We start from the raw sequence: 12,273 nt of genomic DNA on the forward strand, positions 1-12,273 counted from the left end.
TGGCACACAAGGGGAGCTCGTTGCGTGGATCAAACATTCACAATATCCGAAGTGAGTAATGGGGAAGACTCTGGAGAGTGTTCGCGAACGAGGAAGGCAGTTACGATCAGCGTGCCTTACTGTATGCATTTAGCGCTTGAAAAGCCGGCAAGCTCACATGCTTGCGAAAGCCTCTGCCGGACAAGATGTAAAGGGCGTCTTCGCTTTCAAAAAAACATCCGTGGAGGTCTTTTTGAAATCCAGTGATGAACCTGTCGCGTGCTGCAATTCGCCCTTCGCTGTCGAATACTGCTTCGTGGACAAGCAGAACTGAAGGTTGCAGGCCTCGTTTTCTGACGTCCCTCTCTTCAGTTTCAGGGAGCAAGATGTCTAGGAGCATCCAGTTTCGAACGATGCAAAATGGTTGGCCATCGAACTCCTCGCGTGCCAGTCTGATCAGCTCGTCATCCTCTAATCGCGATCCCCCTATCATCCTTGCCGGGCCATACAACACATCTTCAATCAATTCGGTTTGCACACTGCTGCCTAGTTCTTTGAAAATTTTAATGCTGCACGAAAGGCTTCCAGACATCTGCTGGCCTTGCGTCGTGAGTATTGTTTTAGCTTCGCCTGAAGATTGGAAACCTAAGCTTCGTCAATGAATTATGTTGAACGCGGGCAAGGCACCATTTTCATACCACCAGTGACAAATCAAGTATCGGCTCCCGCTGAACGTCTCACAGAGCTGATACCCCTTAACCTGGAACACTCTTTCGAGCTTGGAACTACGGATCGTTTTACCATCCGCAAACCGCCCTCGCGTTTCTGAAAAAAACACTCCAATCACGCAGGGAGGTTGAAACTCGGCGCAACATAGATACCCACTAATCGGCACACCGAAATCGATTTTCTTTGCGTCCCGCACACATTGTGGAAGCCCCATTCCCCTACCTTTTTTGCCTGCAAACGCCACCGAAGGCGACATCAGTGAACTCGGTCAAAACGGTCTAAAGCGCCATTTTCATGCAGCCAATGAGCAACGACGAAAATCCCGCCATCGATTATCGTGAAAAGGTCGTAGCCTGCACGCCGACACCGGTTGATGACCGGCAGAGCATGGATGGGCAGACCTTCCGGGTACTTTTTTGCCGGGTCGAAAAACAACAGACCTGTGATTTTTGGAGGTCGCTCCAAGGCGCAGAGCAAGTACCCGGCAACATCCGGATCAGTAATGGCTTCACGTGCTCTCTCAATGACTCTTGGATATCTGTGAAAGTGGAGATCCGAAAGTCCGGCACCATAAGTCTTTATCCAGTACATCCTGGCTACCTTCCTTAAATGGGTCAGATTTCAATCGTGAAATCCGGAATGAATCCTGTGTCTTCCCGTGGATAACCTCTTGGATTTGAAATAAACCGGCACCCATCCAGCTCGACATCAACAGCGCGATGCGTATGCCCAAAGATCCAAACGTCCACCTGTGGCAGAAGCGAGTGCCATCGATTTGTGTAAGCCGCGCTGAGATCACCTTCATGCTTGTCTCCCTCAACTTCCGGGATCGGACAATGGTGCGTAACAACGACCGTTGAACCTTCAAACGGCTTAGCGAGTTCATCGCTCAGGAAGTCATACGCAACCCGGTTTCGCTCAATCACGTCATTAGGGCGTAGTCGGCGAAAGCTCTCCTCCGCTCTGATCACCTGGAAGTCATTCATCCATTGGCCACACGTCTTCGTCGCTGCCACAACATCTCCGGTGGATGAGAAATCCGTCCACCCCGTTGTGGCCAGGAAGCGCGTTTGGTTGCAAACAAAAACCTGGTTTTCCAGGACGTGAATATGCGGTGAAGCGGCCTCTCGCATTTTGCGTAGCGTGTGGTCGATGTGGCCTTTGTAAAACTCGTGGTTGCCGGCGCAATAAATGACGGGCTGGCTGAACACCTCGTTTGCCCAGCTAACGCCTCTCACCTGGGTGTCGATGTCGCCCGCCAAAATGACCAGGTCGGCGTCAGTCGAGGGCGGTTCAAATGGGGCGAACTCGTTGTGCAGGTCTGAGTAAACTCGAATCCTCATGGGCTCGCTCGATCTCGATTTAAACCTATATTGATTAGACCCTAGGCACAGCTTCACGCGTGGTGAGTGCGACCTGCCTTCCTGACGGAGCAGATGCGCAGGGTTAAAAAGCCAGAAGTTCCGATACTAGCACTAAATTGCATTTATCGGAACGGCTGCGATGTGGCCCCATCCTTGTCTTTTGGGACGAACATGTCGCTCACTAAACAGCTTGCCGCAGCGATCAGAGTGATTCGCAGGCAACGTGGACTCGGGTATGAGGATCTGGCCGACGTCAGCGTGCAACGCCATATCAGTGCGTTGGAGCAGGGCAGTGCCAACCCCAGCCTTGGCAAGCTGATGAGTCTTGCCGCCGCTTTAGACTTTGATCCCGTGGCTCTATTGGCGATATGCGTTGCCTTGCGAGATGGCAATACTCCCGATCAAGCACTCGAACGCGCCCATGCCCAACTGAGTGACTTCAAACACTTGGGAGGTATCAAGCAGCTGGAGAGCGAATATGCCGGAAGCGAACTGGTCAAGCGCCGCTCTGGGAAACCGACCAATAACGAAAATGCTGACGCGGTCAAAAAATTAAAATCTGAAGGGTTAAGCCAAGCAGAAACCTGCCGGATTCTTGGATTATCGAAATCAACAGTGCATCGCTACTGGCAAAAATGATTGAATGATTTGAGGCGCTACCGAACTATCTTTACGGCGTTAGATAAACGCAAAGATGTAAGCATGATCGAATACGGGGCGCGCTGGAGGTCTGCCAAGATCGACATCGGCACTCGATGATCACCGCCGGAGCTCACGCTTAACGGACACTCAAGCTGCTGGAGAAACAAGCCCGAGCTCAATCAGCGCCTTCACTTCCTCCGCCTCTACAACCCTAGAGATATCCGATGGTGTCCAAGTCGAAATCTCTTGCCTAAAAATTTCGCTTGAGCGAAAAGGCATCGTCGACACCGCATCGAGCATTCCAGCTTTTTTGTTCTCAAAGCGATCGACGTCGTCTAGCTGTAGGAAATAGCATTCCGCATATGCAGAGTAGGCGAGCCCAGCAGACGGACGAAGATGCAGACGCTCGCGCAGCAACTCCAGGGCAAAGCCTGCGCCCCGGACAGCTTCAATTACAGTGATCAAGCGATTTGGACACAGCGGTAAATCATGTCGAGCTGCTCCTTGGATGAGCTCACTCGACGACTGGCGCTCATCGCGATCGATCTCGTCTACCCCAGGCTCTTCCATACTTCACCTCGGCCTTTGAACCATCATGACCTGAGGTGCTAGAGAGGTAAATCCCCCCGCGAAACCGGACAACCCTGCAGAGATGCCTTCTTTCCAATACCTAGGGATACAGCATGAAAGCGTTGCCTTCATGCCACTGGCTAGGATCGATATCCGTGATATCTAGCCCGTAGGTACGTAGCAGCCAGCGTGTTTGCTGGCCGTGATCACTTCCAGGCTCACTGCGACCGTGAAGCGCGATCCGATTGTTTACGAGGGCGATATCACCTGGTTGCAGAGCTACAGCGATCGCACAGTCAGCACATGCGTGCTTCAAGGCGTCCATTGCCTCCTGCGCGGATTTGTGGCCAATGTCAGCAATCTGCGTAGTGCTGTGGCTGAACCGGATCCACCAGCTCCCATTCATTTGGAATAGAAGCTGCGCATCATCGACATCAAGTTCGTCGCCCAGGATGTCTACCATTCCATCACGGAAGGTCAGTTGCGAACCAATGATGTACTGGGGCTTCTGGAGCTCTTCGATATGCTCTTGGCTCAATCGCGCCATGAGGTGGTCGAGGGGCATCACCGTAGTCGGAACTTGCTTCGGGTTACGCAGTGCCGACAAGCACACGAAGTCTGGAGACGGTGCAATGCGGTCATTCAGAGGGTCGCGGTACCCCCGCAACGGGAAGGTCACGCCATCCGTGTGCCCGCTCATCTTGTCCGCCGATTTGACTGTGAATTTACCTCGGCCAGGCGGGAACACCACCAAGTTCACGAACAGGTCGCCTCCGTTCTCGGAGCCGTAGGAAACTGTGGCGGAATTGATAGCCGCAAGGCATGCGATCGCAGTAACTCGGGCAAGGACTGTTCCTTCTGCTTCGGGCACCGGGCAAAAATCAATAGGGGTGTCGGGTAGGTCGCCTGGCTGGAAAATAGCCTCCAGCGTCAGGCAAGGCTGTGCCCACGCAAAGGCTTGCACCTCTGCACAACTGCTCCCCCGGCTTTTGAGCTCGCGTTCGATCGCAGGCTGCAGCTCACGCCCCAGATCGCCTGGGCGCGCCAGGTACTCAAGCACTTGCTCATAGGTCACGTTCGCTCGCCATTCGCTGACTGCGACACGCACTGCTTCTGAAAAGATTGCCTGGATCAATTGTGTCCCTACACGCGCGAGTGATATAAAAGTGATGTACGTCAGCGTGATTATCACGCACGATCCCACCAGCGACCAAATCCGTCTATGAAAATGCCCAAGCTTCAGCCTGCCGATTATCTCCAAGGGTGCGCTAGTTTCCTAGCCTGCCTTAAGCCATTCATGCACTTGCGGGAGACCTCCCAGGGCATTGAGTGTGAGATGACTCTGGCTAATGGCCGGCCTGTGGTGGTCACTGGCAAGGACGAGCCGCATCTGCTGCTTGGCTTGATGTCCGTACTCGTCGAACTGATTCCTCAAGTTCCCGCTGACGAACGGTCAGCGATGGCACCTGTCTCACGCACAGCGCCTGCTGATAAGCAGACTTTGGAGACGACCATGCAACCTACCGCTATTACCAAAAACACCAATGAACGAACCCAAGCTGCCCGCTTGCAAATTGGTTTAACTACCAAGGTCTCGCTTCACCAGTTGGTAAGGGGCGTAGCAAAACGCCGTGGGGTATCGCTATCGATCGCTGCGCGTGATCTGTTGCAGGATGGGTTGACTCGATTCGACAAGGAATCAAGGATAGTAGACCCGTCGGAGCTGCTGACTGATTACGAGCGCACTGCCAATGATTACGAAGGCGCGGATTCGGAAAGTTGGATTATCCGGGCTGACAGACGGCTGGTGATGAGAACGCGTTTACGCGCAGGCGAGTATGAGCGCTCGTTGTCTTCCTTTACCAACTTCCTTCTCGCCGACGCGTTGATCCATTGCCCTCACGCTGCCGCTGTGCGTGAGGCGATGACTAGTTCGAATACCAGTGATGAGGCTGTCGTAGAGGCTATCAGGGCGATCGAGCAGACCAGTGGGGTCAAAGCTCGTGCTCTCGCTCCTCAGATCGATCTAGGTGAGCAACGCGGCCTGACCAACATGATCCTTGGTGGTTCGGTACTGGCACCTGCGCGAGTCCTGGCGAAGCTGGCCGCCGCTTTGAAGATGCCTCTGGACGTTTTGTCGGTAGCCTTAGAGCGTCGGTTCGCCACCCAATGCGTTCCAGCTTTTAAAGCGACTGATGGAAAACCAACCGTGCAAGCGGAACGCAAGGCTTGGAGTGTTGCAGTCAAAGAGCTTCAGCTACCAGCTGAGGAGCAACAGCGTCTCCTGAATCTAGAGGGCTAAGTGTGAATCCATTCGACCGGGCACGTCGGCAAGCATTCGAAACCCGAGAAGCCCTGGTCGGATTGGCCGACTCTCTAGGTGGGGTCAGATCCTCTGAGCTACTGGCTCATGTTGAGGACACGCTCGAAATCGCAATCGAGCGGTTGCCTTTCGGGCACCCAGAGCTGGGTGGCGGCAGCGGGGTGCTCAAGCGAGAAATTCAAACCATCTACATCCGCAACGACGTTTCTCCAGGAGAAACCGCCTATCTCATCGCCCATGAGTTGGGCCATTGGTACCTCGACGGCGATCGCCCTGCACAGACTGTTGCTCATCTGACTAGCATGACGGATTCCTACGGGAGTCAGGCTACAGTGGCGGTGGAAGCATACGGTGCTCGTGAGCGCTTGGAGCTTCAAGCCAACGTATTTGCCCGTGAGCTGCTGCTGCCACGTGGCGTCGCAAGCCACCTGTTCCATAATGGTAATGGTGCTAAGGCCATCGCGGTCACTCTGGAGGTACCGCTGGAGATCGTTCGTCTTCAGCTGTTCGACGGCATTTTGCTCCCAATATTGCCTCCCGCTCCACCTCCGCCTCTGCCGCTTATGACGCAGGGGCAGCACGATGCCGCTACCGCGTCCGAAACCTTCGTCAACGTTGTTGCCGGGCCGGGTACTGGTAAAACGACAACACTGATCCATCGCATAAAACACTTGGTAGAGCGCGGTATCCCTCCTAGTCAAATCTTGGTGCTTACTTTCACGAACAAGGCAGCTCATGAATTGGTGGAGCGCCTGAAGGTATCTGGCATCGCCGGAGCCGCCGACGTGTGGGCCGGAACTTTCCATGCATTCGGGCTCGAATTCCTTCGCAAATACCATCAGATTTTCGGCCTGGAGTCCGACGTTCGGCTCGCAGATCCGCTGATGCAAGTTCGCCTGATGGTGAGCACGCTGCCCAAGGTGCGGCTCAAGTATTACCTGAGGCTACAGAACCCGTACGATTGGTTACCTGGCGTTCTGGGCCATATCAAACGACTCAAGGAAGAATGCCTCACCGTTGCCGACTACCGAGCACGTCTGGCTGCACTGCCGCCCTGCGAGCCGGATGTAGCCAATGAGCGCGAAGACATCGCCACACTTTTTGAAGCCTACGAAACAGCAATGCGGGCTGAGCATTTAGTCGACTACGTTGACCTCATTGCCCTCCCTGCATCCCAGGCCAAGCGGGATCGCACGAGCGTTGCTCAGTACATCGACCATTTCTCGCACGTGCTCGTGGATGAGTATCAGGATGTCACCGAGGTAATGGTCGACCTCCTTCGTCAATTGGCTCTCAATGCTCAATCATTCTGGGTCGTTGGCGACGTGCGCCAAGCCATCCACCATTGGCGAGGCGCATCGATCCGTAGCTTGATGCACTTCGACGCCACGTTTTTGAGCACCATTCCAGGAGCAACGGTGCGCCGTTACGCTCTCGACCTGAACCGGCGAAGCACCCCTGAGATCCTGGAGTTATTTTCCTGCGCAGGCATCCATCATGCACTGAGTGACCGGATGCCTCTGGAGCCAGTCACGGCGTATCGTCCCTCAATCGGGGTCATACCTACCCTGTATGAATGCGACTCCAAGCTTTCCCAAGCCGTCACGATCGCTCAGCGCATTGATGGGCTGGTGCAGAGGGGTGTCCCGTACAGGGATCAAGTCGTGATCAGCCGTAAATCGGCAAACGTTGAACAAATTGTTGAAGCGCTTGAAAACCTGAATGTGCCAGTGCTGCACATCGGCGATGTCTGCCAGCGCCCTGAGATAAAGAAGCTGCTGTGCCTGATGGAACTGCTGTGTATGCGACAGCCGCGGTCTTTGGTCGGGCTGATCTCTGAGCCAGCGTTTCGGATGCCACCCCAAGACATTGAGCACCTCATATTCCTGACCCGCAAAGGCGCGGGATTGAGCATGCAGCGAGGCCGGTGGCTATGGCTACCTACGCCAGGCCTCTCGCCCGCTGGCCAGCAAGCCAAGTCAAATTTGGCGTTGCTGTTGAGAGGGCTCAAGCGGAATTCACGGCCTTGGGATTTTGTCTCCAAAGTATTGCTCGATCAGCGCTACGGTCTTCCAAACCCTGCTGATCAGACCATACAGGCTCATACCCAGCGCTTGGCAACATGGCTGTTCGTCTACGCCGTACGCAATGGTGACGGAGATATCCGCCAGGCACGGCTTTCCCAGTTCCTGCTTCGTGAGGAGCTACGCCGCAGGATCGGAGAAAAGCTAGGGGATCGTGGTTTACCGCCTGAAGCGCGAGTCCTGGATGCAGTGAGCGTCATGACTGTGCATTCCAGCAAGGGGCTTGAATACCCTGCAATTCACGTCACCGACGTTGACGACGCGTCCTACGGCGCCGATCGGCCCTTTGCATACGATGTGCGGGGGTTGGATCTCATCCCCCCGGAGGTGCTGAATAGCACCGGAAAAGAGTTCATGTTCGAAGAACGGGTGGAGCGCAATAACCTGCTCTACGTCGCCCTGTCTCGGGCCCGTGATTACCTGTATCTCTATGAGATCAGCGGGTGGCCACGTCCAGTTCCGCTCAATCGCGCTGCTGCCACGAGTCTGGTTAAGCGCTCGGGGGTGAAGGTACCGCCCGCACCCATCATACCGCTGCCGTTGGCTAGCAGCACCGTGGTACCCACTGTGAGCTATGAGGCGTTCCAGGCCTACATGAGCTGTCCCCTCCAGTACCACTATCGCTATGAGCTAGCGCTCACTGCCGAGCAGGAAATCGACGTCTCGATCCGTGCTCGCTGGGCGATTATGGACATGCTGTTGACCGTGGCGAGGGACGGCACTGACCCCAACACGGCATTTCAAGCCGCATGGGCGTTACACGGTCTACCAGATAGGACAGAAGATCCTGGCTTGATGGATGATGCGATTGCCGCCGCCAAGCGCGGGCTGGTAGTGGTTAACAGCGTCGGCGGCGCCGTCGAAGAAGGGATGGTTTCCGAAGTCAACGGGGTGCGCATTGAGCTCCCTTGGATGATCGCCGATAAAGGGCAGCTGCACTGGATTCGAGCTCAGACGGGGATCCAGTACACCCTCAGTCACCTACGGCCCATGATGCTGGATATCAATGGGTCTCGAAGGCCGAGTGCGAAGATCTATTCCATTATCACTGACCAGCACGTGATGGATGGGCCTTCCAGGCAGGTCGCAAGCACGTCCGTATACAAGATGGCTCAACGTTTTGCCGCAGGTGATCGATCTGCTTCCAGAGGACGGCATTGTGGGCGCTGCGCGTATCTGAGCATCTGTGCCCATATCCCCTGATTGACCTCCGTGGCCCCGGTCTTGAGTGGCTGGCTTGAATACGCTGCTCTCCTGTTTACCTGGCAATAGGATGACGATGTGATAGGCAACATTTTCAACGTTTTTTCTCGAAGGAAGGAAAACCAGTCTGTGGTTAGAAAACCACTTACAGAGGGATTCAGGCGTCGGACGCTCATGTTGCTACGCGACGCAAATGGTGGAAGCCTGTATGAAACCCTTGAGTTTCTTCACGGGAAACTGGCCTATTTGGTTGGGCGAGTTCCGCTGACTCAGACCAAGGTTGACTCCATTGTGGAGGACGCCATGGAGTTCCTGCGTACGTGCAGTGACGCCCATTTTCTCGATGCTGTTGAATACATTGTCCATTCAGACGCACACCGTTGCTTGGGCGGCCAGCAAGAGAAGGTCGTGGATAGGCTCAACGAATTTTTGAATGTTGACGATCTGCCTTATTTCATCACCAAGCAGATTTGGGAACCATGGCAGAGTGACGACTTTCGCGGCCAATCCATTCGGTTGCTCGAAGAGTCCAAGGTGATTCTGAAAGACAGCCAGGTTATTCATGAAACAGCGATCGAGCCTGCTCTTCAGTTGCTTCGGCAGCCCGCCTTCCGCCATGCCAATACTGAATTCATGGCTGCGCTAGAGGACTACAGACACCAGAAATTTGGAGACTGTGTCACCAAGTGCAACTCCAGTTACGAAAGCGTGATGAAGGTGATCTGTGGTCAGAAGGGCTTCGGGTATACCCAAGGCGACACCACCTCGAAGCTCTTGCGAACGATCATGGGGCAGACTCAAATGGATAGCTTCTGGGAGTCGCCACTGCTGATCGTGGGCACTCTCCGTAACAAGCTTGGCTCTGCCCATGGAGCAGGAGAAAAGGCGAAGGTGGTGCCTGAGCATGTGGCAAAGTACGCGCTCAACGTGACAGCTTCCGCCATGGTGTTCCTAAATGACCAGGCTTATAAATAAAATCTGATTTTTCCAATACTCAAACCCAAAATATCACTTGCACAAAGGATTGTTATGCAAAGCTATAAAGATACGGTTGAGAATTACATCAAGCGGCAGATCTTCTCGAAAACTGGTGAAGCGTTTCTCGACCTTTCGATTCAAGAAGATGTAATCTATTCTGAGTTCGATTTTCTCGGTCGAATGCTGTGTCAGAAGTATGTAGAGGGAAATTCGAGCTTCTATCTATTAGATAGCGCACAAGTCCAAGCTGCAGCTATTCACGGTCATCAGGCGGTTTTAGTTTGTAATGGCATGCTTGATCTGATATTTCGCACCTCCGCTATGATGGTGGGAGCAGAGCGGCGTCAGAAATCCCCAGAGGATGAATTCTACGAGCCCTGGATAAACAATCTCAGCTACTGGTTTAAGAACGCTGAATTCGATTGGTCAGATGAAAGGTATTGGTGGCTTCATCAGGACGACTACAGGAAAGCTTTCGAAATGCTTGCCGAAGGCATATTTGTATTCCTTGTGCTGCATGAAATAGGACATCTCCATAATTTGCACGGGGACAGACGAGCCGGGAATTCAAAATCTGCACCTCCTTCCTCGTCATCAAGCACTGATGAAATCTTTGTGCACGAGGCACTGAGTGGAGGTGAGGCGATGAGTGAGGCCGATAGGCTGGCTGCACACACTCGTGAGATCATTGCAGATACTTACGCATTTCAGTTCATGCTTGTCGAGCTCAGAGAAAGCTTGCTTCCGAAGTCGGAATATATTGGCTATGACGAAGGAGCACTCCGCTCAGTGCATTTCGGCGTATGTATTTATATGGTGGCTTCCTTGTTCTGGGCGCTTAGCTCCCAGCGGCCAATGCGGAATGATACCCAGGAAGATGATTACCCCTCTCATCTTTTTAGACTGCAAAGCATTGAGACCGCCTCTCTTGAAAATCAATTGGCTGGTGGTAATAAAGAAACTTATGACGGTATAGCGCTCGGAATACAAACTTACACCAAAAAGTTAATTTGTGCTGCTGGCGATGAGGGCTTTGTTTCTTGGCGTATGACAGCTAATCTCCCAGCTAACCACGAGCACTATCAGAAGATTTGTGAAATGACGGATGAGTGGTCAAATATTAAATTTGGTGTGCGCAACGAGGACTGGCTGCGCTGGCCGTTCTGAAGTCTCGTGCAGATAAGCCTAAATACCCTCACGTTATGATGGCATCACAAACGGCTACCCTCTGAGGTGAGGCATGTGCGGAAAGTTGCCAGTGGCTTTGGCCCGAGATGAGGCGGTAGCTAGGCCTATTACACAAGGAAAGTTGTGGTTATGACGTACATTAACTTGCCCAGTGATCAGCAAGCTGCAATCAGCGACGTCGATGAGACAGTGCTTCGGGCGGCAGTACGCAAGTGCCTGGATGAAGAGCGCATAGGGCCGATTCATGGCCTTGGTCTCAGTGACTGTGGGCCTTACGTGGCTACCAAGCTACACGGGTTCCAACAAGCGATCGCTGAGTACAGCAAGGCCAAGGCCCATGCCAAGCGCGAACGCACTCGGCAGGATGCGCTGTACGCCGGCAATGACCTCATTCACGCGGTGCAGCAAATGAAAGGGCGGCTCGAAACTGAGCGCCAAGAGGGGGAGCTGTTCTTCATTGATGATCAGATCAGGCCGCCTTTTCTTCTCAGCAAGCGGCTTTCAGTGCAAGTGCCGTTTCGCTGGCGTGTGTCACCGTCTGCGGACTGGAAGCACGGGCAACTGACTTTCGTTTACGATTTCTCCCCTCAGCCCAGCTACACCCAGCTACCGCCCAAGCGCAAACCCAGCGCCGCCCAGGTTGCGAGGGATCTCGAAGATTGTCTGTACCGAGAATGGGAGCGCTTGAAGGCTCAGGCGCTCTTCTCTATGAGGGAGTTCTTCCGCGATGGTGGCGACGGTGATGACGTGCCTGATGTGTTCGCGGTGAGGCCTAGTCCCTATGGGGGAGGCCTAAATAACTTCAGCTGCAATTTTTGGCAGCCCGAGAGGCCGGCCCCATAAACCCGGCAAGCCATCAGCTTCGGTGCCGATGGCTGGTGCAAGTGATCGTCCGCTCACCACGTCTGCGCGATCGTCCCCTGCCTTGCGAAGCGCACGCCATTACGGACTGAGGTCGGCCAAGGGTAAGCTAGTAAAGCTAGGAAACCCTGGCCCAAGCTAACATCTGCCGCATACCCCTCAACCTTGTGCAAGGCAGGTAGCAGCAGGTGCCAGCCCTGTAGTGGCCGACGACCGGAAGCTTTTTTAGCGTGAGAAGCCTCAACTGTCTGTCGTATACGTCCGGCCAACACACCTTCCTGACCCCGACACCAAAGGGGATGGTGTCTCCTATGAACCCGTACCTCTTGGGTGTTGCAACGATTCTCTATGG

Annotated in this window: 11 protein-coding genes; 6 read left to right on the top strand and 5 right to left on the bottom strand. The window is 54.0% G+C overall.

Going from position 1 to position 12,273, the window contains the following annotated elements:
• Positions 1-106 precede the first annotated feature (106 nt).
• The 3 genes from PMI18_RS21420 to PMI18_RS21410 form a co-directional block, all read right to left on the bottom strand.
• Complete coding sequence (locus tag PMI18_RS21420) at positions 107-571, bottom strand: DUF6957 family protein (RefSeq protein WP_007897754.1); 465 nt, start codon at positions 569-571, stop codon at positions 107-109.
• A gap of 392 nt (positions 572-963) precedes the next feature.
• Positions 964-1,299 carry a hypothetical protein gene (locus tag PMI18_RS21415; protein WP_007897756.1) on the bottom strand — a complete coding sequence of 112 codons (336 nt, stop codon included), beginning with the start codon at positions 1,297-1,299 and terminating at the stop codon, positions 964-966.
• A gap of 23 nt (positions 1,300-1,322) precedes the next feature.
• Entirely contained in the window at positions 1,323-2,051 is a 729-nt protein-coding gene (locus PMI18_RS21410) for a metallophosphoesterase (protein ID WP_007897757.1), read from the bottom strand.
• A 192-nt stretch (positions 2,052-2,243) separates the two neighbouring features.
• Here PMI18_RS21410 and PMI18_RS21405 point away from each other — a divergent pair, with 192 nt between their 5' ends.
• Positions 2,244-2,711, top strand: coding sequence for a transcriptional regulator (locus PMI18_RS21405; protein ID WP_007897758.1), 468 nt, complete (start codon positions 2,244-2,246; stop codon positions 2,709-2,711).
• A 150-nt stretch (positions 2,712-2,861) separates the two neighbouring features.
• On the opposite strand, the gene PMI18_RS31490 is transcribed toward PMI18_RS21405, so the two are convergent.
• Both PMI18_RS31490 and PMI18_RS21395 read right to left on the bottom strand, forming a co-directional pair.
• Positions 2,862-3,284 (bottom strand): hypothetical protein, encoded by a 423-nt coding sequence (locus tag PMI18_RS31490; RefSeq protein WP_007897759.1) that lies wholly within the window; start codon positions 3,282-3,284, stop codon positions 2,862-2,864.
• A 100-nt stretch (positions 3,285-3,384) separates the two neighbouring features.
• Entirely contained in the window at positions 3,385-4,545 is a 1,161-nt protein-coding gene (locus PMI18_RS21395) for a TauD/TfdA family dioxygenase (protein WP_238542594.1), read from the bottom strand.
• Between the two features lie 75 nt (positions 4,546-4,620).
• On the opposite strand from PMI18_RS21395, the gene PMI18_RS21390 reads away from it, so the two are divergent.
• From PMI18_RS21390 to PMI18_RS21370, 5 genes are all read left to right on the top strand, one after another.
• Complete coding sequence (locus tag PMI18_RS21390; RefSeq protein WP_085985575.1) at positions 4,621-5,586, top strand: hypothetical protein; 966 nt, start codon at positions 4,621-4,623, stop codon at positions 5,584-5,586.
• A gap of 2 nt (positions 5,587-5,588) precedes the next feature.
• A complete protein-coding gene (locus PMI18_RS21385) occupies positions 5,589-8,894 on the top strand; it encodes a UvrD-helicase domain-containing protein (protein WP_007897762.1) in 3,306 nt (1,101 codons plus the stop codon).
• A 174-nt stretch (positions 8,895-9,068) separates the two neighbouring features.
• Complete coding sequence (locus PMI18_RS21380; protein WP_007897763.1) at positions 9,069-9,869, top strand: abortive infection family protein; 801 nt, start codon at positions 9,069-9,071, stop codon at positions 9,867-9,869.
• A gap of 54 nt (positions 9,870-9,923) precedes the next feature.
• Positions 9,924-11,039 carry a hypothetical protein gene (locus PMI18_RS21375; protein WP_007897764.1) on the top strand — a complete coding sequence of 372 codons (1,116 nt, stop codon included), beginning with the start codon at positions 9,924-9,926 and terminating at the stop codon, positions 11,037-11,039.
• A 150-nt stretch (positions 11,040-11,189) separates the two neighbouring features.
• A complete protein-coding gene (locus PMI18_RS21370; protein WP_007897778.1) occupies positions 11,190-11,903 on the top strand; it encodes a hypothetical protein in 714 nt (237 codons plus the stop codon).
• Positions 11,904-12,273 lie beyond the last annotated feature (370 nt).

It is taken from the genome of Pseudomonas sp. GM102, from assembly GCF_000282555.1.
Taxonomy (GTDB): Bacteria; Pseudomonadota; Gammaproteobacteria; order Pseudomonadales; family Pseudomonadaceae; genus Aquipseudomonas.

What these genes read in the sequence shown, in the direction of transcription:
- PMI18_RS21415 (WP_007897756.1), bottom strand. Translation starts at nt 1,299, where the DNA reads ATGTACTGGATAAAGACTTATGGTGCCGGACTTTCGGATCTCCACTTT.
- PMI18_RS31490 (WP_007897759.1), bottom strand. Translation starts at nt 3,284, where the DNA reads ATGGAAGAGCCTGGGGTAGACGAGATCGATCGCGATGAGCGCCAGTCG.
- PMI18_RS21370 (WP_007897778.1), top strand. Translation starts at nt 11,190, where the DNA reads ATGACGTACATTAACTTGCCCAGTGATCAGCAAGCTGCAATCAGCGAC.
- PMI18_RS21375 (WP_007897764.1), top strand. Translation starts at nt 9,924, where the DNA reads ATGCAAAGCTATAAAGATACGGTTGAGAATTACATCAAGCGGCAGATC.
- PMI18_RS21420 (WP_007897754.1), bottom strand. Translation starts at nt 571, where the DNA reads ATGTCTGGAAGCCTTTCGTGCAGCATTAAAATTTTCAAAGAACTAGGC.
- PMI18_RS21405 (WP_007897758.1), top strand. Translation starts at nt 2,244, where the DNA reads ATGTCGCTCACTAAACAGCTTGCCGCAGCGATCAGAGTGATTCGCAGG.
- PMI18_RS21380 (WP_007897763.1), top strand. Translation starts at nt 9,069, where the DNA reads ATGTTGCTACGCGACGCAAATGGTGGAAGCCTGTATGAAACCCTTGAG.
- PMI18_RS21390 (WP_085985575.1), top strand. Translation starts at nt 4,621, where the DNA reads ATGACTCTGGCTAATGGCCGGCCTGTGGTGGTCACTGGCAAGGACGAG.
- PMI18_RS21410 (WP_007897757.1), bottom strand. Translation starts at nt 2,051, where the DNA reads ATGAGGATTCGAGTTTACTCAGACCTGCACAACGAGTTCGCCCCATTT.